Consider the following 24,297-nt stretch of genomic DNA (forward strand, 5'->3'; position numbering starts at 1 on the left):
GCTCAGGCCCCCTTGCTGAACATGCTGAGCATGCGCCGGGTGACCGCGAAGCCACCGAAGATGTTGATCGAGGCGAGCAGGATCGCCGCGGCCGAGAGGCCGACCACGAGCTTGTCGTCGCTCGCGACCTGGACCAGCGCGCCGACCACGACGACGCCGGAGATCGCGTTGGTGACCGACATCAGCGGCGTGTGGAGGGCGTGCGCCACCTTGCCGATGACGTAGTAGCCGATGACGATCGACAGCATCAGCACGGTGAAGTGCCGGCGGAGGTCCTCGGTCGGGGCCAGGGCGTTGACCAGCCAGAACAGGCCGATGGCGCCGAGCACGAGGCCGACCTTGGTGCCGGCCGACATCGGGGCCTTGGGCTCCGGGGCGGGCGCGGCCGCGGCCGGGGCCGCCGCGGGTGCGGCGGAGACCTGCACGGCCGGCGGGGGCCAGGTGATCTGCGCGTCCGCCTCCCGGCCGTCGACGACGGTGATGCCGCGCTGGACGACGTCGTCGAAGTCGAGCGTGAGGATGCCGTCCTTCTCGGGGGTCAGCAGCTTGAGCAGGTTGACGATGTTGGTGCCGTAGAGCTGCGAGGTCTGCGCGGCCAGACGACCGGCGAGGTCGGTGTAGCCGAGGATCGTGACGCCGTTCTCGGTGACGACCCGCTGGTCGGTCACGGTGCCCGCGGCGTTGCCGCCGTTGGCCGCGGCCATGTCGACGATCACGGAGCCGTTCTTCATGCCGGCGACGGTCTCCGCGGTGAGCAGGCTGGGGGCCGGGCGTCCGGGGATCAGCGCGGTCGTGATGACGATGTCGGCGGCGCGCGCCTCCTCGTCGTACATCGCGGCGGTCGCGGCGACCTGGGCCTCGGACATCTCCTTGGCGTAGCCGTCGGAGGAGACCTCCTGCTCCATGTCGACGTGGACGAACTGCGCGCCCATCGACTCGACCTGCTCGGCGACCTCGGGACGCACGTCGAACGCGCGGACGATGGCGCCCATCGCGGACGCGGCGCCGATCGCGGCGAGGCCGGCGACGCCGGCGCCGACGACGAAGACGCGCGCCGGCGGGATCTTGCCGGCCGCGGTGACCTGGCCGGTGAACATCCGGCCGAACTCGTGGGCCGCCTCGACGACGGCGCGGTAGCCCGCGACGTTCGCCATCGAGGACAGCACGTCCATCGACTGGGCACGCGAGATCCGCGGCACCGCGTCCATGGCCAGGGCCGTCGCGCCCTGCGCCCGCAGCTTCTCCAGGAGCTCGGGACTGCGGCCCGGCGCCATCATCGAGATGATCGTGGCGCCGCGGCGGAGCCGGGCGATCTCCTCGTCGGTCGGGGCGTTGACCTTGACGACGACGTCAGCGGCCCACACCTCCTGGGTCGTCCCCACCCGCACGCCGGCCTCGGTGAACGCGCCGTCGGGCTGGTCGGCGAGCTCGCCGGCGCCCGACTCGACGATCACGTCGTAGCCGAGGTTGGTCAGTTGGGTTACGGTCTTTGCGGTCGCCGCTACCAGGGTTTCGCCCTGTTTCGACTCGCGCGGGATGCCGATCAGCATCGAGCCTCCAGCCCTTCTGTGGATAAACGCGAGCCAACCTACACAGAGCGCACCCCCTCTCGGGGGGCGTCTTACGTGTGACGAACATCTAGGGACACACCCTTGCGCCCGACCGGTCGGGGGTGCCTGCGGAGGCGTCTCCCGGGTGGCTCGCGGGGTGGTACTCGCGGGAGACGCGCCGCGACGCGTCAGCCGGCGGCGATCCCGTACATCCGGTCGCCCGCGTCGCCGAGCCCCGGGACGATGTAGCCCTTCTCGTTGAGCCGCTCGTCCATGGCCGCCGTCACGATCGTCACGGGGATGTCGAGGTCGCCCAGCTCCTCCTCGAGGCGGGCGCAGCCCTCGGGGGCGGCGAGCAGGCACACGGCCGTGATGTGGTCGGCGCCGCGGTCCACCAGGAAGCGGATCGCCGCCGCCAGCGTGCCGCCGGTGGCCAGCATCGGGTCGACGACATAGCACTGCCGGCCGGACAGGTCGTCGGGGAGCCGCTCGGCGTACGTCGTCGCCTCGAGGGTCTCCTCGTTGCGGACCATCCCGAGGAAGCCGACCTCGGCGGTCGGCAGCAGCCGGACCATGCCGTCGAGCATGCCCAGGCCCGCGCGCAGGATGGGCACGACCAGCGGCCGGGGAGCCGCGAGCCGCGTGCCCGTGGTCGGCGCGACCGGCGTCTCGATCCGGGCGGGCTCGACCCGGACGTCGCGGGTCGCTTCGTAGGCCAGCAGCGTCACCAGCTCGTCGGCCAGGGACCGGAACGTCGGCGAGTCGGTCTCCTTGTTGCGGAGCACGGTCAGCTTGTGGGCGACGAGGGGGTGGTCCACGACGAGGGTGCGCATGCACCGGAGCCTAGTGCCGCTGCCGGCGGCACCGCCTGCTACCGGGGGACGCAGCGCCGGTCCTACCCCGCCCGCCGGGTCCCGCGCCGCAAGACGTTCCGCAGCTGGGGTCCGGAGCAGCTCGTGGTCGTCGGGTGCTCGGGCAAGCCGCTGGGGCCGGGCCGCTGGGGCCGGGCCGCTGGGCCGGGCGCACGATCTGGTACGCCGCGCCGGTCACCGGCTGAGGTGTCGACAGCGGCGCCGGCGGGGCGTTCGGTACCTTCCTGGTGCTCCACCGACGCCGGTCGCCGGGTCGAGCCAGTTCGGGTGAGGGAGGGGGAGGCAGGGTGACCGATCGGGGATGGGCGACCGCCAGCTTCCAGCAGGCGGTCCGCCGAGCGTTCCTCGCCGGCATCGTGGTGTGGACGCCCGTCGTGATCGCGGCGTACTTCGTCGGTCCTGAGCGTCACCACGACCCCACGCTCATGGTGGCGGTGAACGCCGCTCTCCTCGTCGTCGCTGCTGCCGCCGGCGTGCTCCGAAAGATCCCGGCACGGTGGGTCTTCCTGCTCCAGCTCGCCGTGTTCGTCTTCGACTGGGCCCAGACCACCGGTCCCTCGACCCCGTTCGCGGTGGCGACCTACCAGATCTTCGTCTTCTCCGCCGTGGCCCAGGGGCTGCTGCTGCGGCGTCGTTCCGACCTCGTGCTCTCGATCCTGTGCTGTCTGCTGGCCGCGGCCGCGCTGAGCCTCGCATCACCCGACGACGGTGTCCGGGTCTCGATCTCGGCCGCGGTGACCGGACCGTTGGCCATCGTCGTCGGGCGCCCCGGCCTGGAGCCGCTGCTGCGCTTCGCCCGGTCGGTCGACGCGAACCACGACGCATCGGTGCGGGCGCTGGTGCGGCTCGACGCCCAGCGAGCGACCCTGCGCCGGGCCGCCGAGGAGCAGCGACGGGTCCACGACACCGCGATCAACACGCTGGCGGCCGTCGCCCGCGGCGGCTCCGCGGTGGCGGACGTCGAGGCGGTCCGGGTCCGGTGCCGCGCCGACACGCTCGTCCTGGAGCAGCTGATCAGCGCCTCCGCGCGCGAGGCCGCCGCGTCAGCGTCGCCCGACGAGCCGCTCGCGCGACGGGCGATCGACGTCTCCCTTCCCGGACTCGCGGGAGCGGCACTCGCCGCGCGCTGGGCGGAGCTCCCCGTCGGCGTACGGTCCGCGCTGGGCGGTGCGATCGGAGAGCTGGTCACCAACACCGAGAAGCACGCCGGCGTGGGGGAGGCGATCGTCGACATCCGTGACGAGGGCGACGGCATCCGGGTCGTCGTCCGTGACCACGGCCGGGGCTTCGCGCCGACGAGCACCCGAGAGCGTGGGCTCGCGACCTCCGTCCGGGCGCGCCTGGCCGAGGAGGGGATCGACCTCGACCTCCACGCGGCGCCCGGAGAGGGAGTCCGGGCGGAGATGGTGTGGCGCCCCGGGGCCGGACGAGGGGAGGAGACCACCGACTTCCGTGGCGACGTCGACCGGATCCGCATGATCGGCGCGCTCCTGATGTCCTCGCTGGTCGCGGCGGGCGGGGTCGTCATCGGCGCGTCGAACCATCCGGGGGAGCTCTCCCCGGACTACCTGCTGGTCGTTCTCGTCGTCGCCAGCACCGCGATGGTGTGGCGGAGTTGGCGGCGAAGCGAGCGGCTCACCCGCGCCGCGACGGCCGCACTGGTGGCGGTCGCGCCGATCGCCTTCCTGGTCTCGGGATCCAGTGTCGGCTTCGGCACGGGCTACAACCTCGCGTGGCAGGCCGTGGCGCCGATCGGCCCGCTGTTCGTCCTCGTCGCCGGTGCCCGATCGCGCCGGGCCGTGGCGTGGGGGGTGCTCGCCTATGCCGCTGTCGGAGTGGCGGCGGCGCTGGTGCTCGCGGACACGCCGACGGCCAGGGCCACGACGGCGGTCGTCCTGATCACCGGTTTGGTCTGGGTCGCGGGATGGTGCCTGTTCAACCACCAGCTCCGTCGGATCGCGTCCCGCGGCGTCCGCGAGCACGAGCTGACGGTCCGGACCGACGAGGCCGCCGAGGTCCAGGCGGCTGCCGCCCTGATCCGCGCGCGCTGGCGCCTGGCCGGGATCGAGAGCGCCACGAAGCTCCTGCGGGAGCTCGGCGGGTCGATGGACCCCGCGTCGGCGGAGGCGCGGCGGCGCAGTGGACGCGAGGAGACCTACCTGCGTCAGGTGGTCCTGCTCGCCCCCGAGCTGGTGCACGTCGGCGCCTGGTTCTGCCAGGCGCTGCTGGCCGCTCGAGAACGCGGCGTGAACCTCCAGGTCCGAGCCGGGACCCAGGACATCGCGGCCGAGGTCGCCGAGGCGTTGGGCACCTATCTCGTCGACGCGACCTCCGCGGTCGCGCCGGGCGCCACGGTGACCGTCTCCCTCTTCGAGGAGGGCGAGGGTCTGCAGTTCCGCCTGGTCGCCGACGACCCGCGGGTCGCCGATCTCGCCCGCGCGCGCGACTGGGACCGCCGGCTCCGGCCCGAGATCCGGCAGTACGGCGAGCAGGTGCTGGTCCGGGTCGGGCCGGTGCGCGCCGAGGACCCGTGGACGACCGCCGCCGCCACGGCGCGCCCCTGAGCCGCCCGCGCCGGGAAACCCTCTGGCCCTGCGCCCCGTCCCGTGTCAGGCTTGATGCCATGACCGCTAGCGGGACGGCCATCGAGTCGGTCGACTTCGCCCTCGCCGCGTACCGCGAGGAGGGCGTGTGGCAGGTCGCCGAGCTGGCGCCCGACCACGCCGTCGACGTCGACACCCTGGCCGCCGCGCTGCGTCGCTTCCCCGGTGACGGTGGCGCGGTGGGGCTGGTGGCGGTCGAGGAGGACTTCTTCATCGTGGTCCGCGTCGCGGGCCCACGGACCCGGGTGATGCTCTCCGACGTCACCGCGGCGACCGAGTGGGAGCTGGCCGCGATCGTGGTCGAGCACCTCGGGCTGCCGGCGGTCGACGACGAGGACGACCCCGAGCCCGCGGGCGACCTGGAGCTGCTCAGCGACCTCGGGGTCGACGCCATGGACCTCGCGGCGATCCTCGACGACGACGAGCTCTACCCCGACGAGATGCTGTCCGAGATCGCCCGCGGCCTCGGCTTCGGCGACCTCTTCGACGACGCCGTCGGCCTCACCTCCGCGTGACGGCGCCGGTCCCGGTCGCCCGCTGGGTGGAGCCGATGCGGGTGGCGCTCGCGGAGGCCTCCGCCGCGCTGGGCACGGGCGACGTCCCGATCGGCGCGGTCGTCGTCGATTCCGCCGGTGCCGTCGTCGGCACCGGGCGCAACGTCCGCGAGCGCGACGCCGATCCCACCGGCCACGCCGAGGTCGTCGCCCTCCGGGAGGCCGCCGCGGCCCGAGGCGAGTGGCGCCTGGCCGGCTGCACCCTCGTCGTCACCCTCGAGCCGTGCACCATGTGCGCCGGCGCGGCCGTGCTGTCCCGCGTCGACCGCGTGGTCTTCGGCGCCTACGACGACAAGGCCGGCGCGGTCGGCTCGCTGTGGGACGTCGTGCGGGACCGGCGGCTCAACCACCGGCCCGAGGTCGTCGCCGGTGTGCTGGCCGAGGAGGCCGCCGCGCTGCTGGACGGGTTCTTCGCCACGCACCGCCGGTGAGATCCCGGTGAGATCCGATCGGGGATCGCCGATGAGTCCGGGCCGCGCCGCGGGTCCGTACCCGTCATGACGACCCTCGACCTCGGACCTGCCACCGCCTCGATGCGCGACCTGGTGACCGCCGTGCGCGACGACCAGCTCGCACTCCCGACCCCGTGCTCGGCGTACGCCGTCGGCGACCTGGTCGACCACGTCGGCGGGCTCGCCCTCGCCTTCACCGGCGCCGCCCGCAAGGAGCCCGTGCCGGGCGCCGAGCAGGGCGGCAGCGGCGATGCGTCCCGGCTCGAGCCCGGCTGGCGGGACCGGATCGACCGGAGCCTGGCGGAGCTCGCGGAGGCCTGGCGCGACCCCGCCGCCTACGACGGCGACACCCTGGCCGGCCCGGTCGAGATGTCCGGTGCCGAGGCGGCGGCGGTCGCCCTCAACGAGGTGGTCGTGCACGGCTGGGACCTCGCGACCGCCCTCGGGGTGCCGTTCACGGTGCGGGAGGAGGACGTCGCCGCGTGTCTCGCCTTCGCGGAGCCGTTCTCCACGCCCGAGGCCGCGGCCTTCCGCGGTGACGCCTTCGGCGAGGTGCTGCCCGTCGCGGCCGGGGCTCCACCGCTGGTGCGGCTGCTCGCGCTGCTCGGCCGCCGCGGCTGACGGCTCAGAGCTCGGCGGCGGCCTCGTCGGCTCCGGCCACGCAGAACTCGTTGCCGGCGGGATCCTTCAGCGTGACCCAGGAGAAGCCCTCCTCGCCGCGCCGCCCGACCATCGTGGCCCCGGCCGCGACCAGCCGCTCGACCTCGGCGTCCAGGTCAGGCGCGCCCAGGTCGAGGTGGAGGCGGTTCTTGCCCGGGCTCGGGTCGTCGACCTTCTGGAAGGCCAGCGCGACCGGCAGCGAGCCCCCGCGCACGAAGACGAACTCGCCGCCGTAGGGGTCGTCGACCTCGGCCCCGAACCGGCCGGCCCACCACGCGGCGAGCGGAACGGGGTCGGTGGAGTCGGTCGTGATCATGCCCAGGGTCAGTGCCATGCCCCGGGACGCTAGACCCCGCCACCGACACCCGGCCCCGGGAGCGCGCGCAGCTCCTCGTCGGTGAGCAGCCGCGACCGGATGAGGAAGCGCACGCCGTACGGCGCCTCGAGGGAGAAGCCGGCGCCGCGCCCGGTCACCACGTCGATCGTCAGGTGGGTGTGCGACCAGTAGGCGAACTGGGCCCTCGACATCCAGACCGGCACCGCCCGGTCCAGGCCGATGTCGAGGTCGCCGAGGTGGACGTCGGCATCGCCGAGCAGCAGGTCGCCGTCGGGGTAGCACATCGGCGCCGAGCCGTCGCAGCAGCCGCCGGACTGGTGGAACAGCAGCGGACCGTGGGCCGCGGTGAGGCGGCGGAGCAGGTCCACCGCCTCACCCGTGACGTCCACCCGCCGTGCCCCGCGGGTCGGGCTCATCAGAAGAAGCCGAGCGCGTCCGGGCTGTAGGACACGAGCAGGTTCTTCGTCTGCTGGTAGTGGTCGAGCATCATCTTGTGGTTCTCGCGGCCGATGCCCGACTGCTTGTAGCCGCCGAAGGCCGCATGCGCCGGATAGGCGTGGTAGTTGTTCGTCCACACCCGGCCGGCCTGGATCTCTCGGCCGGCGCGGAAGGCCTGGGACCCGTCGCGCGACCACACGCCGGCGCCGAGACCGTAGAGGGTGTCGTTGGCGATCTTCAGAGCGTCGGCCTCGTCGTCGAAGCTGGTCAGCGACACGACCGGGCCGAAGATCTCCTCCTGGAAGATCCGCATCGAGTTGTCGCCCTCGAACACGGTGGGCTGCACGTAGTAGCCCTCGGCGAGGTCGCCGTCGAGGACCAGCCGGTCGCCGCCGGCGAGGACCTTCGCACCTTCCTGGCGGCCGATCTCGAGGTAGCTGAGGATCTTCTCCAGCTGGTCGTTCGACGCCTGGGCGCCCATCATCGTCGTGTCGTCGAGCGGGTTGCCCTGCTTGATCGCCTTCACTCGTTCGATGGCGTCGGGCACAAACCGGTCGTACATGCTGCGCTGCACGAGGGCCCGCGACGGGCAGGTGCAGACCTCGCCCTGGTTGAGCGCGAACATCGTGAAGCCCTCGAGGGCCTTGTCGTAGAACGCGTCGCGCTCGGCGGAGACGGAGTCGAAGAAGATGTTCGGGCTCTTGCCGCCGAGCTCCAGGGTCACCGGGATGATGTTCTGGCTGGCGTACTGCATGATCAGCCGGCCGGTCGTGGTCTCGCCGGTGAAGGCGATCTTCGCGATGCGCGAGCTCGACGCGAGGGGCTTGCCGGCCTCGACGCCGAAGCCGTTGACGACGTTGACGACGCCGGCGGGCAGCAGGTCGCCGATGATCTCCATCAGCTTGAGGATCGACCACGGTGTCTGCTCGGCCGGCTTGAGCACCACGGCGTTCCCGGCGGCCAGCGCCGGCGCGAGCTTCCAGACCGCCATCAGGATCGGGAAGTTCCACGGGATGATCTGGCCGACGACGCCGAGCGGCTCGTGGAAGTGATAGGCGTAGGTGTTCGCGTCGATCTCCGAGATCCCGCCCTCCTGGGCGCGGATGCAGCCGGCGAAGTAGCGGAAGTGGTCGATCGCCAGCGGCAGGTCGGCGTTGAGGGTCTCCCGGACCGCCTTGCCGTTGTCCCAGGTCTCCGCGACGGCCAGGGCCGTGAGGTTCTCCTCCATCCGGTCCGCGATCCGGTTGAGGACGGTGGCCCGCTCGGCCGGGGAGGTCCTTCCCCACGACGGCGCGGCGGCGTGGGCGGCGTCGAGGGCGGCCTCCACGTCCTCCGCGGTGCCGCGGGCGATCTCGGTGAAGGCCTTGCCGTTCACCGGCGAGACGTTCTCGAAGTAGTCGCCCTTGATCGGGTCGACCCACTGGCCGCCGATGAAGTGGCCGTAGCGGCTCTCGACGGCGACCAGCGAGTCGGGCTGTCCGGGCGCGGCGTAGACGGTCATGTCTGCTCCCTGTGAGGTGTCGGGACCGTCGGTGTGACGGTCGTCACGACGCTAGGGAGCGCAACGTTGCAGGCCCGTTGCGTGGACCGCCTCGTGTCCTCAGGCGAGCTCCGCGTCGAGCCGGGCGACCTGCCCGTCGACGAGGGCCCGCATCGGCGACGACGCCGGTACGACGGCGCGCTGGGCCAGCCACATCTCGTAGTCGTCGCGTCCCCACCCGGACCGGGTCCAGGTCGACATCAGGTCCGGCGCCCCGGAGCGGAGCAGCGCCTGGCGCAACGAGGCCGCCAGGCTCTCGCGCAGCCGCACCACGCCCGGCGCGGTGGAGCGCGGGAGCACGGGACCGGTGTACCCGCGCATGGCGCCGCGCAGGTCGCCGGCCGCGAGCTGCGCCTCGACGGCCAGCCAGTCGCCGCTCACCGGCGCGCCGAGCCGGTAGGGGCGGGAGGCGAGGAGCTCGTCGCCCAGCAGTCCGCGCAGTCGGTTCAGCTCGGCACGCAGGGTCGACGTACCCCCGTCGGACTCGTAGAGCAGGACGCCCAGCTCGTCGCCGGTCAGGCCGGCGGGGGAGGCGGCGAGGAGCGCGACGATCTCGCTGTGGCGGCGCGAGAGCCGCAGTCGGCCGGGGCGGCCGCGCCCGTCGTCGACGCTCACCAGCGCCTCGTCGTGGCCGAGCAGCTCGAGCACCAGCCGCATCCCCGTGCCGCGGTCGGTGCGCGCCGGGGGAGGCGCCTGACGGGCGAGCTCCGCCTCGGCCAGGCGAGCGGCCGCCCGCACCATCGCCATCGTCTGGGGTACGACGATCGCGTCGCCGCCGGTCACGTCCAGCACGCCCAGTAGCCGGCTGGTCCCCGGGTCGTGGATGGGCGTCGCGGCGCAGCTCCACGAGCGCACCGACGAGCGGAAGTGCTCGTCGCGGGTGATCAGTGCCTCGCGGCCGGTGGCGAGCGCGAGTCCCGGTGCGTTGGTGCCGGCCAGCCGCTCGTCCCAGTTGCTCCCCTCGACGAAGCCGATCCGCTCCGCCTCGCGCAGTCGCTCCGGCGTACCGCACACCCAGAGCAGGGTGCCCTCCGCGTCGGCCAGAGCCATCACCGCACCGCAGGCCCGCACCTCCCGTCCCAGCACGTCGTCGAGCAGCGGGAACACCCGGGCCAGCGGATGCGCCTCCCGCTGCCCCCGCAGGTCCGGGATGTCCAGCGCGATCGGAGCCTCCCGCAGGGTGACGTCCACCCCGGCGGCCGCCGACCGCTCCCACGACGCGGCGACCTCCGCGCGCATCCCGCCGCCTCGGCGCGGTCCGGCGGTGGCTGTCGTGAGTCCGGGCACGGCGTCTCTCCCCCTATGACGAGCGTCTCTCGCGCCGACGATCCCGCACAGAGGTTGCAACCAGGTTGCATCGGACCGATGCGCCCCGGCCCGCGGGCTGCCCGAGCGTCGGCCGGACCTGCCGCACGCCGTGGTCCCGGGCGATTTCGGGCCCGCCCCGCCGCTCCGGTAAGGTCTCCCGCGGTGGCGTGTCCGAGCGGCCTAAGGAGAACGCCTCGAAAGCGTTTGTGGGCGCAAGTCCACCGAGGGTTCAAATCCCTCCGCCACCGCCAGATGAATCAGGTAGGAACCCTCGGTGAGCGAAAGCTCGCCGAGGGTTCTTTCGTTTCTGGCCCCCCTTTGCGGCGCCGTGTCGGGCGGTGTGGCCGCCGTCCGGGTCGGGTGTGGCGAGGACGGCTCCGATGAGGGGGTTGAGCGGCCCGTGGGCGGTGACGGGGCCTGTGGGCGGTGACGGGGCCTGTGGCGGCGTCGTCCGGGTGGGTGTCGACCTCGAAGGGTCCGAAGACGGCGGTGTTGAGGAGTTGGCGGGCTTGGTCCGGTTCGTGCAGCAGGCCCACATCATCCGCATCGCCGTCGCTCTCCACAGCCCGAGCGCGAACGGCAGGCGTGGGATCGGGCGACTGCGGACGGAGCCAAGGGTGCGGCCTGGGTGCCGACCGGCCGACGCCGTCCTTGCTGGCGGGTATCGCGCTAGGGCGTCGCGTGTGCGCGCGCACTGTGGATGACTTCTGTGGTTCCGGCGCGCTTCTTCTCTCGTGATTCGAAGATGGCGATGGAGTTGCCCGAACAGACGGGAGCTGACAGGACCGCGACCTGCTCGGAGGCGGGAAGTTCGAAGGCTAGTTCCAGGCCACGCTCGGGGCTCCACCGCATGAGTCGGCCCTCCATCTGCCGGAGGAACCATGCCGAGTCTCCGCACCACGTAAGTGACCCCGTCGTGCCGTAGCCGAGAGACTCGACCTTCTCTCCCGGCAATCGGTACTTGATCTCACTGACTTCGATCTGACGCGGCTTCGGCACCTCGCCCCAAACGGCACCGTCGCCCTTGAGAGGCAGGACGTCCCACACCTTGCACGCGGTCGGTCCTGGGACGTCGGCCACGGACCCCGGTGCTCGCTGTGCCCGCGCTGTCCCGCAGGAGGCCGGCCGGCGGTCGTCGAACCGCGCATAGCCGATGCCATACGGTGATTGGCCGACCTGATGGAATCCGTGCCGCGGAGGCACGCACTCCACCATGGCGCCCTCCGTGGAGTCGAGCGTTGTCGCTGCCAGGCAGTAGCGGTCGCCGCTATCGCGTGCTCCGTAGGTGACTCTTCCCGCGCGCAGCGACCAGCCGCCCGACCAGGTCTGCGGTGTCACTGCGGGGAGATCGCGCTCGGTGTGTGATTCGAGATCGATCACGACCGGGTGGTCGCCCTGCTCGTCGGTGGGGTCCGAGTTGACGACCATGAGGTGCGGGGGCTCGAGGAACACCTCTCTGATCTCGAATCCGTCTGGAGCCTCGTAGGTGAACAGGGTGCGAAGAGAGCGACGGTCGCGCACGTTCGCGGTCGACTCACCCGAGGTGGTGACCACGTACTTGCCGCCGGCCGCCTGCGCACCTTCCTCTCGGGGAAGGGCATCTGTGCTTGCCCACGCGAGGTCTGTGGCAGCAGGCGGCTCCGCGGGAGCGGACGGCGTGCGTGAGGTAGGCGTGTCAGGGACGGTCGCAGTTGGCCCTGCTACGCGCGGTGGGTCCTTCTCCTCGCCCGAGCATCCGGCGAGGAGAAGGACCGCAACGGTCAGAACGACTGTCCCGCGCAGAAGTGCGCAGCGCATCAAACTCCGATGTTGTGCTGGAAGTGCTCCTTGTTGGCCAGATAGGAGTTCTTTGCCCAGCGCTTCTGCTTGCGCGGGATGAAGGGCTCGGAGGGGTTGAAACGCTGCTGGTTCCACGGCTCATAGTACTTCAACTGCCAGGAGTCGGCTTTGTGGGACTCGAAATCCCATCCTCGGCCCAGTTGGAAGTGCCCAGAGCCGTTGTCGTCGAGGTAGGGGTAGTACTTCTTGAGCAAGATCGGGTGAAGCACGACCGGCGTCGACCAAGTGGAGTAGTGGTTCACGTTGAGCTGGTACCACTGCGCGTAGGTGTGACCACTGATGTCTAGCGCCAAGTACTTGGCGCCCTGTTGGGTCACCCATTTGCTCAACTGGCCATTGTTGTTGATCACCCGGATCATGTCGCTGATAGCCGTTCCGGCGCTAGTGGTGTTGAGACGCGTGGCCCACGTCGACTGCGCGACCTTGGCGTGGCTGCCATAGTTCCAAGCCATCATCTGCAGAGTGGTCGGCCCGCACCAATAGGTCGTCTCCTGCTCTGAGACCCGGCCTTGCAGGATGCCCCCGCTTTCAGGGTAGGTGTAGCCGCCTATCACCGCCCTCGCGCCGACACTGCCCGCAGGTGCGTCGATCGACACCGGATCCGGACCGAGCCGAAGCTCCTCGAGCTGAATGAACTTCTCGATCCCGGTGGCGGCATCTTCAAGCTCTCGTCGATCCGCAAGGGCCCGCTCGTCAACGGACATGGCCGAGGAGCGGTCGATCATCTCCTGCAGCGAGAGGTCGCCCGTCTCCTCGGCCGCCGAGCGTCGCGTGCTCTCCGTGACCGCCACTGCTTGCAGTTCAGCCTGCACCGCATCTTCGGTCGAAGTCGTCCATCCGTAGCCGAGGCAGTACCGCGCGGTCTCCATGAACTCTGCGCACCGGAAGACGTTCTCGACCTGCTGATCGACACCTGGTACGCCCGCAGCGGGCTGGCTCTTCAGCTTCCGGAGATCTTGAACTTCGGCGACAACCCTGTCGATCTCGGCGCTGATGGCGTCTGCGTCCGGGATCTCGTGCACGACCTGTGAGCCGGGCGGTGGTTCGCTGGCTATCGCGGGACCTTGATACGCCGGTGCAAGGATGGTAATAGCGACTGAGAGGCCCACGGCCAGCGGAACCGATTTCCGGCGCATTTCTTCTCCTAGATTAGTCAAAAGATGCGAATGAAAGCCGGCCTCGACGTTAATTGGTGCGGCGAGTTCTTGTAGGGCGTCACAAGAAATTGTCCTTGCGCGAAGGGGGAGTTGTCACGGGGGGTGACAACTCGGTACGCGGCCGTAGTGGGGTTGACGCGCGACCTGCGATTGCCGGGATTTCCGCGGTAACACTGGCTTCGCGGGATGCCTCGCTATTGGGGGCCTTGGGGTCGATCGGCCGGTTGGTAGTCGGGGTGCGATGCGCTCGTAGGTCCAGCCCTCAGCGCGGAGCGCAATCACCCGCTTCAGGTCGTCACCGGAGATGGCCTGCGGATTGGTTGGCCGTGGTGTGATGCCGCGAGCGTGCAAGTTGTTCAGCACAGTCTGGGGATCGATGCCGTACTTCTTTCCGACTGCTATGGCCGAGAAGCCGGCCAAGTAGTCCCTGGTGACCAGATCCATGCCCGCTTCGGACAGCCGTCGTTGCCGCTGGACCGGCCGGTGACCGGGTCCTCCCGAGTATCGGCCGGCGCCCCGACGGCAGCCACCTCAGCTACATGATCCCAGACTGTCTTGTTCCAACCCTGCGTCAGTTGGGCCGCCAGAAGATGTCGCACGACATCGGCGACGGACCCACGGAGACGTGGGTCCGTTCGTCGTTCTGGGACGTCCCGGTCCACCACGGCGCGCGCGGCGCCGCCTCCGGATCAGTACGCCGCGGCGGGCGAGCCGCCCTCGAACCCGTGGCTGCGCGCCTGGTGGCGCTCGAGCAGGTCGGCGAACCGGGCGCTGTCGCCGGCGAGGGCGGCGTCGAGCAGCCCGCGGTGCTCGGCGAGGACCTGCTGCGGCTCGCCGACGATGCGGCCCGCGCTCTGGTTGATCGACAGCAGTTGGCGGTCCTGGAGGCGGTCGTACATCGCGAGCATGAGGTCGTTGTCGGCGAGCGCCACGAAGGTGCGGTGGAACCGCAGCGCCAGGCGGGCGAACGCCGGGACGTCGCCGGCCTCGAGGGCTCGCTCCTGCTCGTCGAGGTTCTCCCGCTGCCGGCTCTCGCTCTCCTGGCGCGCGGGCGCGGCCGACCGCCTGACGCCCGCCGTCTCGAGCGCGTGGCGGACCTCGGCGGACTGCTGCACCTCGCGCGCGCTGAGGCCGTTGACCAGGGCCCCGCGCTGGGCGTAGATGGTGACCCAGCCCTCCTCCTGCAGGCGCACGAGGGCCGCGCGTACCGGAGTCCGGCTCATCGCCAGCGACGTGGCGAGCTCGTTCTCGCTCAGCATCGTGCCGACGGCGAGTTCGCCGCCGAGGATCGCCTCGCGGATGTGGGCGTAGGCGCGCTCGCCCGCGCTCGGGCCTGTCCCCCGACCGCTCATGGCGTCTCCTTCCGCTCCCGTGCCCGGTGTCCGAGGCGATCCTAGGGATGTCGCGGAGCCGATCGGACGGCACGACTGGGATGCATCTAGGATACAAGTCTCCTGTCCCATGCACTCCCGAACGCGGAGGTTCCCTGTGCCACCCCTCGACCGCCCCGACCCCACCCAGCCGAGCGAGGGCCGCCGCCGCGCACTCCTCGTCGTGGTGCTGGCGATCGTCGGTGTGCTCGGGGTCGTGCTCCTCGTCTCCGGTCTGCGCGGCGACGGCGGCGACGGGGGCGACGGCGGCGACGGCGGCGATCAGGCGGCGCGGAGCGAGGGCGACGCCGCGCGCGGAGAGGAGGATGGTGCGTCCACGGACCCGGCGCCGCGGGACGACGACCCGGGCCTGGCGCGTCGGCTCCCGGGCGACCCGATGGCCGTCGGCGACCCGCGAGCACCGGTGGCGATCGTGGAGTACGCCGACTTCCGCTGCCCCTTCTGTGCCAAGTACGCGCGGGAGACGTTGCCGCGCCTGGTCGAGAAGTACGTCGACGCGGGCCTGGTGCGCTACGAGTTCCGGGACCTGCCGATGTTCGGGGAGGATTCGGAGAACGCCGCGCTCGCCGGCCGCGCCGCGGGCAGCCAGGGGCGGTTCTGGGAGTTCTTCGACGCGCTCTACGGGGCGGCGCCGGACTCGGGCCACCCGCCCCTCCCGCGGCAGCGCCTCCTCGAGCTCGCGGGGGAGGCGGGCGTGCCCGATCTCGGTCGCTTCGAACGGGAGATGGACGACCCGGCCACCCGACGCGCGGTCGAGGCCGACCTCGCCGAGGCCCGGGAGCTGGGCCTCACGTCGGTGCCCTTCTTCGTGATCGACGACGTCGCCCTCTCCGGCGCGCAGCCGTGGGAGGTCTTCGAGCAGGTCATCGACGAGCAGCTCGAGGAGCGCGGTCTGCCGGAGGGGGACTGAGCACCGTGCAGCTCCAGGCCGGGGTCGACGTCGGGCTCGTCGCCGCCGTGCTCGCGGGACTGCTCACCCTGCTGAGCCCCTGCTCGGTGATGCTCCTGCCCGCCTTCTTCTCCGCCGCCTTCGGCGACCCGCGTCGCCTCGTCGGGCGCACGGCGGTCTTCTATCTGGGGCTCGCGACCGTGCTGGTGCCGATGGGCGTGGCGGCCGCGACGCTGGGTGGCGTCCTGGTCGAGCACCGCTCGACGATCGTCGCCGTCACCGCGGTCGTGCTGGTGCTGCTCGGCTGCGGTCAGGCGCTGTCCCTGCGGCTGCCCGGACGGACGGCGGGACCGGCCCGGTCCACCTCGGCGGTCTCGGTCTACTTGCTCGGCACCGTGTACGGCGTCAGCGGCGCCTGCTCCGGTCCGCTGCTCGGCGCGGTGCTGGCCTACGCCGCCTTCGGCGCGGGCCCGGCGTACGGCGGCACGCTGATGGCCTTCTTCGCGGCGGGCATGGCGATCCCCCTGCTGGTGCTGGCCCTGGTCTGGCGACGCTCCCCGGGGGCGCGGGTCGCCGTACGGCCGCGACCGGTGGCCGTCGGTCCGGTGCGGACGACCTGGGCGCAGGTGGCCGGCGGCGCTGTCACGATCGCGATCGGCGTCCTGCTCCTGCTCACCGACGGCTTCGCCGAGGTCGGCGGGCTCGGCTCGGTCGGGACCCAGGCCTGGTTCGAGGAGCGGGCAGCGGACCTCGCCGCGCACGCGTCGGATCGCGCCCTGCTGGGGGCGCTCCTGATCATCGTCGCGGTCCTCGGGTTCATCCGGTTCCTGCGCCCGGCACCCCGCCGCGATCCGGACGCGTAGCCGCGCGTCGGCCGGTCGCGTACCAGAGGGCGACCGGGACGAGGACGAGGGCCAGCATGCCCCCGCCGATGGCGAGCGTGGGGAAGCTCGTCAGCCGGACCACGAGCCCGGACGCGGCGCCGCCGGTCGCGCCCGCGAGGGCGATGAGGACGTCGACCGAGCCCTGGGTGCGGGCCCGGTCGTCGCCCGTGGTCGAGTCGACGATCAGGGCCGTACCGGCGAGGAGACCGAAATTCCAGCCCAGACCGAGCAGGACCAGCGCGAGCGTCAGCCAGGTCGTCGACGTCGGCGGCGCCGCCGCGGCGACGATCCCGGCCGTCAGGAGCGTGGCCCCGGCAGCGGCCGCCATCGGCAGCCGGCCCACCCGGTCGACGAGCCGGCCGGTCACCAGGGACGGCAGGTACATCGCGGCGATGTGGAGGCTGATCACCAGTCCGACGGCCCGCAGCCCGTGATCGTGGTGGCGCATGTGGATCGGTGTCATCGTCATGATCGCGGTCATCGTGCACTGGGTCAGCACCATGACCGTCGCGCCGACGACGACCCCGGGGGCGATGCCGCTCCGCCGCGGAGCCCCTCCGGGCGCGGCCTGCTCGCTCGTGGGCGCGCCCGGCTCCACGACCAGGGCGCGCGCCACGTGCAGGGGATCGGGGCGCAGCAGGACGAGGAGACACAGGCCGGCGGCGCCGTACGCGACCGCCGCGAGCAGGAACGGTCCCGCGAGGTGGGGTACGCCGACGACGCCGGCGAGCTCGCCCAGCGGGCCGATCAGGTTGGGGCCGGCGACCGCGCCGACGGTCGTCGCCACCATCGCCGCCGCGGCGGCCGTCGCACGCGTCGCCGGCGTCGCCAGGTCGGTCCCGGCGTACCGTGCCTGCAGATTCGTCGCGGTCCCCGACCCGTAGACCAGCAGGGACGCGAACAGCAGGACCGGGCTCTCGACCACGGCGGCGACGACGATGCTGACCGCGCCGGCGGCTCCGGTGAGGAAGCCCGCGGCCAGGCCGAGGCGACGTCCGGCGCGCTGCGAGTAGCGCCCGATCGAGAACGCGGCCAGTGCCGACCCGAGCGTGAAGACGCCGGAGGGCAGCCCGGCGACACCCTCGCTGCCCAGCATGTCCTCGGCGATGAGCCCGCCGACCGTGACTCCGGCCGCGAGGCCGGCGCCGCCGAAGACCTGGGAGGTGATGACGACGGCCAGCGTCCGGCGCTGGATCGCGCGGACCGCCGGGTCGTCGGCCGTCGCCCCGTGGGGCGGTGCAGGGGCGTGCGTGGAACGCGATGAAGAGGGGGCCACGGTGACTGCGCTTCTTGTCGTGCGGCCGGGCGCCGCAGGGGCGCAACTAGGGTACAACTTGTATCCCAATAGGGTCGCCTCGAACCCGGGGGAGGATGGAGGCCATGCGCCCCGACCACGAGTTCCGCACCGCCACCCCCGCCGACGTCCCCGCGCTGGTGGCCCTGGTCGAGTCGGCGTATCGCGGCGACGTGTCCCGCCAGGGCTGGACGACCGAGGCGGACCTGCTCGAGGGTCAGCGCACCGACGCCGACGACGTCCGCCGGGTGGTCGAGGCGGCGGACAGCGTCGTGCTGGTCGCCGTCGCGCCCGAGGACGGCCGCCTCGTGGCCTGCTGTCACGTGGAGCGGCGGGGCGAGCGCGCGTACTTCGGGCTGTTCGCGGTGGACCCGACCCGGCAGGGCGGTGGCCTGGGCCGGCAGATGATGGAGCGTGCCGAGGAGGTCGCCCGGACGACCTGGAGGAGCACCCACCTGGAGATGACGGTGATCCGCCAGCGCACGGACCTGATCGCCTACTACCTGCGCCGCGGGTACGTCGACACACAGGTGCGCTCGCCGTTCCCGTACGGCGACGAGCGGTTCGGACTGCCCCAGCGCGACGACCTGGAGTTCACCCTGCTGGAGAAGCCGCTCGGCTGACGCGGGGCCTGCCCCCCGTTCGGGGGACAAAACCGGCCCCGACCGCCATCCGTACCCCCGAGGAGGGACCTTCGGCCTAACCTGCGGTAGGGATAGGTGTTCGGCCAGCGGCCGACGGGTCGCCCGGAGAGGTGCCGCCGTCGCGGCCCGGGCCGGGCTCAGGGGGGACATGGAGTTTCACTCCGAGGAAGAGCTGTTGGACCGGGTTCGTCGGGGGGACGAATCCGCGTTCGACGTGCTCTTCGTCCGACACCGCGCGTACGCGCTGGGCGTGGCCCGACGCGTCGTCGGGCCACGCGACGCCGAGGACGCCGTCGCCGAGGCCTTCGCCCGGATCTTCGCCATCCTCAAGAACGGCGGCGGGCCGACGACGACCTTCCGGCCGTACCTCAGCGTCACGGTCCACAATGTCGCCGTCAACCGGCTGCGGACCCAGAGCCGCGAGCTGACGACCGAGCCGAGCGAGTTGATCCCCCTGCTCGTCGAGGACGACGCCTCCGGGCGGCACCTCACCAACCGCGTGGTGCGGGACGCGTTCACCACGCTGCCCGCCCGCTGGCAGCAGGTCCTGTGGCTCTGCGAGGTCGACCGGGTTCCGCACGAGGAGGTGGGCGAGCTCCTCGGCATCAAGCCCAACGCCGTCGCGGCGCTCGCCGTGCGGGCCCGGCGCGGACTCGCGGACGCCTATCTCGCGCAGTACGCCCAGGCCACGGACTCGACCGAGTGCCGCAAGATCGTCAGCTACCTGCCCGGGTACGTCAACGGCCATCTCAGCCGACCGCGGCGGGAGACCGTCGACCGCCACCTGCGGGCCTGCGGCTCCTGTCCGGTCGCCCTCCTCGAGCTCGGTGAGGCGCGCCACGACGTCAGCGCGCTGCTCGCTCCGCTCGCCCTGTCGGTGGCCGCGTCGGGAGCGGCGGGGGCGGCGGCGACCGCCGGCGGCGTCGGGGCCTTCCTCGGCGGTTCGACGGGCAAGACGCTCACGGCCGTCCTCGCCTCGACAGCGGTCGCCGGCGCGGTGGTCGGCGTCGCGCTGGCGGCGGTCCGCATGGCCGCACCGGACGTGACCGACGAGCCGGTCGCGGCGGCACGGACGCAGGTCGGCGCGGAGGCGTCGGAGGCTCCCGCCTCCTCCCTGCACCCCCGGGCCGACTCCACGCCTCCGAGAGCCACGACCCGACCGCACCCTCGGGTCGCTCCGCCCGGGAGCCCGTCGGGGCGCGGCCGCTCCGTCGACGAGCTGGGCGGTGAAGCCGATTCGACGGCGGGGGAGACGACGCCGCTGCCGCCGCGTGCCGAGGCCCCGGCGGACCCGCCGAGCACCGCGCCGCCCTCGCCGACGGACGCTCCGACGGATGTCCCGACGGACATCCCGACCGACACCGTGTCGCCCGGGGCGGGCGACCCTCGCCTCGCCGTCCCGGTCTGGAGCACGTCGCCGGCCGGCCCCGCGTGGCGGCGGGTCACGATCCAGGTGGACGGAGATGGGCAGCCCGTGCAGGTCGCGATCAACGGCGTCGGCGCGACCCGCTACTGCGTGGCCGTCGGCGACGCGGGGGTGAAGGCCTGCGCCTCCGGCCCCGGGAACGCGCTGTGGGTCGACACGGTCCTGGCCGGGTCCGGGACCACGCAGCTGACGGTCGACGTCAAGGCCGCGCACACGACGTACCTCGGCTTCGGCATCGTCGGAGTCGAGGGTCGCGACGCCGACCTGGGCAACAACGAGCGGGCGATCTCGGTGCCCTCGCCGGGACGCGACGACGAGGAGACGACCGGCTCCGTCGACTGAACCGGCGCCCGTCCCGGGACGATCGGAACTTTTTCTTCCGAGTCGCGTCATATCCACCGGGCACGGGTGTCTCCCGGGCATGGGAGCCGTCACCACGAACCGCTGGTCGGACGATCCGTCACCCGATCGGGCTGACGATCGCCGGACCGAGGCAGCACTGCAGCTGCTGCTCGACCACGTCATCAGCGAGGGCGTCGCCGACCTCGACCGTCCGCACGTCCTGACCATCACCGAAGGTGGTTCCACCTACGTCTCGGGTCCGTACGCCGACGCCCTGGCGGCGTTGTGCGCATCGGAGGACGACCGACGGGTCAACGCGGACGTCGAGGGCGAGCGCAGCTATCGCGTGACGCCGTTGCTGCCGCCGTTCTGCCCCCATCTGGTGGAGCGATCGGGAGAACGCGGATGAGCGACGCGCTCCTGTCCCCCGAACGGGGGACATTCGGCCGTGGCACCGGCGCTCCTGGCGCCATGGCTCGTTTCAGTTCGTACGGGAGCCCGGCGGCCGGGGTGGGGCCCGGGGCAGGGACGGAGACGTGCGGATCCATGTCGAACGACCTATGCGTCGCGCACCACGCGACGTCGAGATGAAGGGGACAGATCAGTGAGCAAGTGGAGTTGGAGCCACCGCGCGTGGCGGATCTGGGTGGTGGGCCTGGCCCTCGCTCTGGGGGCGGCGGTGTTGCCGTCGCTGGCGACGTCGGCGTCGGCGACGAGCGAGCCGGGAGACGGCGACCCCGTCTGGATCGGCTCGGCGACGGAGGGCTACAGCGGGACCAGGATCCACAGTGTGTACTCGCCGATGCCGGCCAATACGGCCAACCCGGGTACCGCCGACTACTGGGCCTACTGCCTCGAGAACCGGATTCCGGCGAAGTCCAACAGCACCGCGGTCGCCGGCGACTTCTCGTCGTTCCTGGGTGTCAACTACTTCGACACCGACCCGACCGTGGCCGGCAAGGTGCTCTGGATCGTCATGCACAGCTACCCGTCGATGAGCCTGGCTGCGTTCGGCGCCCAGGTCGGTGCGCCGGGGATCTCCGTGAACGACGCCGTCGAGGCGACGCAGTACGCCATCTGGCGCTACACCGACCTCGGCTTCGACGCGCCCTGGAGCTGGTCGTCGCCCGACTCGCAGGCCGCCTACGAGTACCTCGTCAACGCCGTGAACGGCGGCGCGACGATGTCGCCCGGTGACATCCCGTCCGTGACCGCGACGGTGACCGCGCCGGCGGGTGCCCAGCAGGCCGGCACCCTGGTCGGGCCTTTCACGGTGCACACCAACCAGCTGACCGTCAGCGTGACCGGGCCGTCCGGTGTTCCCGTGACCGACGCGTCGGGCAACCTGATCGACACCTCGGCCGTCGTCGACGGCCAGGAGGTCTACCTCGACCTGCGCGGCTCGACCACCGCGGGCTCCGCCACCGTCACCGTGACCGCTCAGGGTGCGGGTGGCTCGGGCATGGTGATCTCGGTGCCGACCACCTCCGGCGGCACGCCCACGGAGGGCAGCCACGCGCAGTCGATGATGCTGGTCGCGGGCAGCACCGCGACCACCACCGGCTCGGCCGACGTCACCTGGGCCGCCGCGCCCGCTCCGTCGATCGGCACCACCCTCGTCGACGACGCGGACGGTGACCACGTGATCCCCGCCGACGGCGGCACGGTGGTCGACACCATCGCCTACCAGAACCTCGTGGTCGGAACGTCGTACACCGTGACCGGTGAGCTGCGGAAGAAGTCCGACGGCTCGGCGACCGGGATCACCGGCACCACGACCTTCACCCCGACCACGGCCAGCGGCACGGTGGACGTGACGTTCACGGTCCCGTCGGGCTACGCCGGCGAGCAGCTGGTCGCGTTCGAGGAGCTGAAGGTCACCGGTCAGCCGGCCGTCGTCGCCGAGCACAAGGACATCAACGACGCCGCGCAGACCGTGACCGTCTCCCCGGCCCCGTCGATCGGCACCACGCTGGTCGACCAGGCCGACGGTGACCACACCATCCCCGCCGGAGGCGGCACGGTCGTGGACACGATCGCGTACCAGAACCTGGTCCCCGGCGTGGAGTACACCGTGACCGGTGAGCTGCGGCGCAAGTCGGACGGGTCGGCGACCGGGATCACGGGCACCACGACGTTCACCCCGACCACGGCCAACGGCACGGTGGACGTGACGTTCACGGTCCCGGCCGGGTACGCCGGTCAGTCGCTGGTGGCGTTCGAGACGCTGACGACCAACAACGGCAGCACCATCGTCGCGGAGCACAAGGACATCAACGACGCCGCGCAGACGGTGTCCGTCTCGCCGGCTCCGTCGATCGGCACCACACTGGTCGACAAGGGCGACGGTGACCACACGATCCCGGCTGGGGGCGGGATCGTGGTGGACACCATCGCGTACCAGAACCTGACCCCGGGTACGTCATACACGGTGACCGGTGAGCTGCGGAAGAAGTCGGACGGCTCGGCGACCGGGATCACGGGCACGACGACCTTCACCCCGACCCAGGCGAACGGCACGGTCGCGGTCGAGTTCACGGTTCCGGCCGGGTACGCCGGTCAGTCGCTGGTGGCCTTCGAGGAGCTCAAGGTCACCGGTCAGTCGGCCGTCGTCGCGGAGCACAAGGACATCAACGACGCCGCGCAGACGGTTTCCGTCTCGCCGGAGACGGGTGGGGGTGGCCAGTCCACGGTCTCGCTGACGACGGAGACCTCGCACGACCGGGTCAAGCCCGGCGACCGGGTCTCGGACAAGGTGACGATCACCGGCTTCGTCCCAGGGTACGGCGCCACCGGCTCGGCCACGCTGTACGGTCCGTTCGCCTCCCGTGCCGAGATCACCTGCACGCCGGCCCACGCGGTGGGCACGGTGAGCTTCACGCCGGCCAACGGCACGGTCCAGACGCCGAGCGTGCAGGTGAACCGGACCGGGTACTACACCTGGGTCGCGTCGACCACCGCGGACAGCCGCAACACCGCGGCGTCGCATGCGTGTGGCCTGGTGTCGGAGACGACGCTGGTGCACAAGCCGTCCTACCCGGCGCCGACCGTCAGCACGGGCTACGGCAACGACGGGTGGACGCCTGCGGGTCGTCGTAGCGTCGAGCGGATCCGGATCCCGTCGCTCGGCGTCAACGCGCGCACGTCGCCGGTCGGCATCAAGCGGGGCACCATGCAGGTGCCGGGCAATGTCGCCCGCACCGGCCAGCTCAGCCAGTCCGCCGCGGCCGGCGACCTGATCGGTACAACGGTCATCGCCGGCCACGTCTCGGACCGGCAGGACCGGCCGGGGGCGTTCTGGAAGCTCACCAAGATCCGCAAGGGCAAGGTCGTCACGGTCCGGCAGGGCGGCAAGAAGCTGCGCTACCGCGTCACCTCGATCGAGAGGTTCTCGCGGAAGTCCACGCTGCCCGACCGGTTCTTCTCGACCACGGGTGAGCACAAGCTGGTGCTGATCAGCTGCGCCGGCAAGGTGACGACGTCGGGTGGTGGCTTCCACTACCGCCAGAACGTCGTGGTCACCGCGGTTCCGCTGGGCTGAGCCCGGCACGGAAGCCGACACAGACTCCGGTGGCGGTGGCGGTGGTGGGCCAACTTTCCGTCACCGCCGCCGGACTCGCATCATTCCCACTTCATCTCCAGCAGAGAAGGAACAGACCATGCCACCACGTCCAGAGTTGGGGTATCTGGCCACCGTCTCGGGTGTCATGACGTTGAGTGTGCTGGCCGTGGGCTCCCAGGCCCAGGCTCAGCCCGAACCCACCGCCGCGGCGCAGGAAGGCGTGACCTGCCTGCTGCCGTCCGCGCCGGACGGGAAGGCCGGCGCCGACGGGGCCGCGGGCCCCGCCGGCGACCCGGGAGCCAATGGCGCCGACGGCACCGACGGCGAACCGGGACCGGCGGGTCCAGCCGGCCCGCAGGGTCCGGCCGGACCGCAGGGCGAGACCGGCCCCGCCGGACCGCAAGGAGCGCCCGGCGAACCGGGTGCGCCGGGACCGCCCGGCGCGCCCGGAGCCCCTGGTGCGGCGCGGCAGGTCCACGCCGCGCCAGGCCCTGTCGACTGCGGCGCCGTGCCCGGCGTCTGCGTCGTCGTGGTGCCCGGCGTGGACGGTGCCCC

At 72.0% G+C, this 24,297-nt stretch carries 20 protein-coding genes and 1 tRNA gene; 11 read left to right on the forward strand and 10 right to left on the reverse strand.

Annotated features, from left to right (window positions below; genetic code table 11):
• Positions 1–2: 2 nt before the first annotated feature.
• Positions 3–1,550 (reverse strand): Re/Si-specific NAD(P)(+) transhydrogenase subunit alpha, encoded by a 1,548-nt coding sequence (locus ACPZVR_RS00765; RefSeq protein ID WP_436697655.1) that lies wholly within the window; start codon positions 1,548–1,550, stop codon positions 3–5.
• A gap of 188 nt (positions 1,551–1,738) precedes the next feature.
• Entirely contained in the window at positions 1,739–2,383 is a 645-nt protein-coding gene (upp, locus tag ACPZVR_RS00770; protein WP_436697656.1) for a uracil phosphoribosyltransferase, read from the reverse strand.
• A gap of 326 nt (positions 2,384–2,709) precedes the next feature.
• Here upp and ACPZVR_RS00775 point away from each other — a divergent pair, with 326 nt between their 5' ends.
• The 4 genes from ACPZVR_RS00775 (at position 2,710) to ACPZVR_RS00790 (ending at position 6,652) form a co-directional block, all read left to right on the forward strand.
• Entirely contained in the window at positions 2,710–4,986 is a 2,277-nt protein-coding gene (locus tag ACPZVR_RS00775) for a sensor histidine kinase (RefSeq protein WP_436697657.1), read from the forward strand.
• A 59-nt stretch (positions 4,987–5,045) separates the two neighbouring features.
• Positions 5,046–5,540: a tRNA adenosine deaminase-associated protein gene (locus ACPZVR_RS00780; RefSeq protein ID WP_436697658.1), complete on the forward strand. Its 495-nt coding sequence runs from the start codon at positions 5,046–5,048 to the stop codon at positions 5,538–5,540.
• A gap of 35 nt (positions 5,541–5,575) precedes the next feature.
• On the forward strand, positions 5,576–6,010 hold the full coding sequence (locus ACPZVR_RS00785; protein WP_436698209.1) for a nucleoside deaminase: 435 nt from the start codon (positions 5,576–5,578) through the stop codon (positions 6,008–6,010).
• Positions 6,011–6,076: 66 nt separating this feature from the next.
• The gene (locus tag ACPZVR_RS00790; RefSeq protein ID WP_436697659.1) at positions 6,077–6,652 is read left to right on the forward strand and encodes a TIGR03086 family metal-binding protein; all 576 of its coding nucleotides are present in this window, start codon (positions 6,077–6,079) and stop codon (positions 6,650–6,652) included.
• 4 nt (positions 6,653–6,656) lie between these two features.
• Here the strand turns inward: ACPZVR_RS00790 and ACPZVR_RS00795 are convergent, their stop codons facing one another.
• From ACPZVR_RS00795 to ACPZVR_RS00810, 4 genes are all read right to left on the reverse strand, one after another.
• A complete protein-coding gene (locus tag ACPZVR_RS00795; RefSeq protein WP_436697660.1) occupies positions 6,657–7,025 on the reverse strand; it encodes a VOC family protein in 369 nt (122 codons plus the stop codon).
• A gap of 11 nt (positions 7,026–7,036) precedes the next feature.
• On the reverse strand, positions 7,037–7,444 hold the full coding sequence (locus ACPZVR_RS00800) for a DUF779 domain-containing protein (protein ID WP_436697661.1): 408 nt from the start codon (positions 7,442–7,444) through the stop codon (positions 7,037–7,039).
• Positions 7,444–8,967 carry an acetaldehyde dehydrogenase ExaC gene (gene exaC / locus ACPZVR_RS00805; RefSeq protein WP_436697662.1) on the reverse strand — a complete coding sequence of 508 codons (1,524 nt, stop codon included), beginning with the start codon at positions 8,965–8,967 and terminating at the stop codon, positions 7,444–7,446. Before exaC ends, ACPZVR_RS00800 begins: the two co-directional genes overlap by 1 nt.
• Before the next feature lie 99 nt (positions 8,968–9,066).
• Positions 9,067–10,245, reverse strand: a complete 1,179-nt coding sequence (locus ACPZVR_RS00810) for a GAF domain-containing protein (protein ID WP_436697663.1) — start codon at positions 10,243–10,245, stop codon at positions 9,067–9,069.
• A 230-nt stretch (positions 10,246–10,475) separates the two neighbouring features.
• Between ACPZVR_RS00810 and ACPZVR_RS00815 the strand changes: the two genes are divergently transcribed.
• A tRNA-Ser gene (locus ACPZVR_RS00815) sits at positions 10,476–10,565 on the forward strand.
• A gap of 418 nt (positions 10,566–10,983) precedes the next feature.
• On the opposite strand, the gene ACPZVR_RS00820 is transcribed toward ACPZVR_RS00815, so the two are convergent.
• The 3 genes from ACPZVR_RS00820 to ACPZVR_RS00830 form a co-directional block, all read right to left on the reverse strand.
• Entirely contained in the window at positions 10,984–11,868 is an 885-nt protein-coding gene (locus ACPZVR_RS00820) for a hypothetical protein (protein ID WP_436697664.1), read from the reverse strand.
• Positions 11,869–12,110: 242 nt separating this feature from the next.
• Positions 12,111–13,289 carry a C39 family peptidase gene (locus tag ACPZVR_RS00825; protein ID WP_436697665.1) on the reverse strand — a complete coding sequence of 393 codons (1,179 nt, stop codon included), beginning with the start codon at positions 13,287–13,289 and terminating at the stop codon, positions 12,111–12,113.
• A gap of 710 nt (positions 13,290–13,999) precedes the next feature.
• Positions 14,000–14,662 (reverse strand): GntR family transcriptional regulator, encoded by a 663-nt coding sequence (locus ACPZVR_RS00830; protein ID WP_436697666.1) that lies wholly within the window; start codon positions 14,660–14,662, stop codon positions 14,000–14,002.
• 136 nt (positions 14,663–14,798) lie between these two features.
• Here ACPZVR_RS00830 and ACPZVR_RS00835 point away from each other — a divergent pair, with 136 nt between their 5' ends.
• Together ACPZVR_RS00835 and ACPZVR_RS00840 are read left to right on the forward strand one after the other, a co-directional pair.
• Positions 14,799–15,611, forward strand: a complete 813-nt coding sequence (locus ACPZVR_RS00835) for a DsbA family protein (RefSeq protein ID WP_436697667.1) — start codon at positions 14,799–14,801, stop codon at positions 15,609–15,611.
• 5 nt (positions 15,612–15,616) lie between these two features.
• Positions 15,617–16,453: a cytochrome c biogenesis CcdA family protein gene (locus ACPZVR_RS00840; RefSeq protein ID WP_436697668.1), complete on the forward strand. Its 837-nt coding sequence runs from the start codon at positions 15,617–15,619 to the stop codon at positions 16,451–16,453.
• Here ACPZVR_RS00840 and ACPZVR_RS00845 read toward each other — a convergent pair.
• Positions 16,407–17,750: an MFS transporter gene (locus ACPZVR_RS00845; protein WP_436697669.1), complete on the reverse strand. Its 1,344-nt coding sequence runs from the start codon at positions 17,748–17,750 to the stop codon at positions 16,407–16,409. The genes ACPZVR_RS00840 and ACPZVR_RS00845 overlap by 47 nt on opposite strands.
• 104 nt (positions 17,751–17,854) lie before the next feature.
• Between ACPZVR_RS00845 and ACPZVR_RS00850 the strand changes: the two genes are divergently transcribed.
• The 4 genes from ACPZVR_RS00850 (at position 17,855) to ACPZVR_RS00865 (ending at position 23,721) form a co-directional block, all read left to right on the forward strand.
• The gene (locus tag ACPZVR_RS00850; RefSeq protein WP_436697670.1) at positions 17,855–18,391 is read left to right on the forward strand and encodes a GNAT family N-acetyltransferase; all 537 of its coding nucleotides are present in this window, start codon (positions 17,855–17,857) and stop codon (positions 18,389–18,391) included.
• Positions 18,392–18,587: 196 nt separating this feature from the next.
• Positions 18,588–20,180: a sigma-70 family RNA polymerase sigma factor gene (locus tag ACPZVR_RS00855; protein ID WP_436697671.1), complete on the forward strand. Its 1,593-nt coding sequence runs from the start codon at positions 18,588–18,590 to the stop codon at positions 20,178–20,180.
• A 79-nt stretch (positions 20,181–20,259) separates the two neighbouring features.
• Positions 20,260–20,589, forward strand: coding sequence for a hypothetical protein (locus tag ACPZVR_RS00860; protein ID WP_436697672.1), 330 nt, complete (start codon positions 20,260–20,262; stop codon positions 20,587–20,589).
• 195 nt (positions 20,590–20,784) lie between these two features.
• Positions 20,785–23,721 carry a VaFE repeat-containing surface-anchored protein gene (locus tag ACPZVR_RS00865; protein WP_436697673.1) on the forward strand — a complete coding sequence of 979 codons (2,937 nt, stop codon included), beginning with the start codon at positions 20,785–20,787 and terminating at the stop codon, positions 23,719–23,721.
• Positions 23,722–24,297: the final 576 nt, after the last annotated feature.

The organism is Nocardioides segetis (assembly GCF_051390595.1).
GTDB lineage: Bacteria > Actinomycetota > Actinomycetes > Propionibacteriales > Nocardioidaceae > Nocardioides.

Bases quoted from the DNA above. Each gene is read 5' to 3' on its own strand.
- ACPZVR_RS00830 (WP_436697666.1), bottom strand. From the start codon at position 14,662: ATGAGCGGTCGGGGGACAGGCCCGAGCGCGGGCGAGCGCGCCTACGCC.
- ACPZVR_RS00850 (WP_436697670.1), top strand. From the start codon at position 17,855: ATGCGCCCCGACCACGAGTTCCGCACCGCCACCCCCGCCGACGTCCCC.
- ACPZVR_RS00810 (WP_436697663.1), bottom strand. From the start codon at position 10,245: ATGCGCGCGGAGGTCGCCGCGTCGTGGGAGCGGTCGGCGGCCGCCGGG.
- ACPZVR_RS00780 (WP_436697658.1), top strand. From the start codon at position 5,046: ATGACCGCTAGCGGGACGGCCATCGAGTCGGTCGACTTCGCCCTCGCC.
- upp (WP_436697656.1), bottom strand. From the start codon at position 2,383: ATGCGCACCCTCGTCGTGGACCACCCCCTCGTCGCCCACAAGCTGACC.
- ACPZVR_RS00790 (WP_436697659.1), top strand. From the start codon at position 6,077: ATGACGACCCTCGACCTCGGACCTGCCACCGCCTCGATGCGCGACCTG.
- ACPZVR_RS00825 (WP_436697665.1), bottom strand. From the start codon at position 13,289: ATGCGCCGGAAATCGGTTCCGCTGGCCGTGGGCCTCTCAGTCGCTATT.
- ACPZVR_RS00765 (WP_436697655.1), bottom strand. From the start codon at position 1,550: ATGCTGATCGGCATCCCGCGCGAGTCGAAACAGGGCGAAACCCTGGTA.
- ACPZVR_RS00785 (WP_436698209.1), top strand. From the start codon at position 5,576: ATGCGGGTGGCGCTCGCGGAGGCCTCCGCCGCGCTGGGCACGGGCGAC.
- ACPZVR_RS00795 (WP_436697660.1), bottom strand. From the start codon at position 7,025: ATGGCACTGACCCTGGGCATGATCACGACCGACTCCACCGACCCCGTT.
- exaC (WP_436697662.1), bottom strand. From the start codon at position 8,967: ATGACCGTCTACGCCGCGCCCGGACAGCCCGACTCGCTGGTCGCCGTC.
- ACPZVR_RS00800 (WP_436697661.1), bottom strand. From the start codon at position 7,444: ATGAGCCCGACCCGCGGGGCACGGCGGGTGGACGTCACGGGTGAGGCG.
- ACPZVR_RS00860 (WP_436697672.1), top strand. From the start codon at position 20,260: ATGGGAGCCGTCACCACGAACCGCTGGTCGGACGATCCGTCACCCGAT.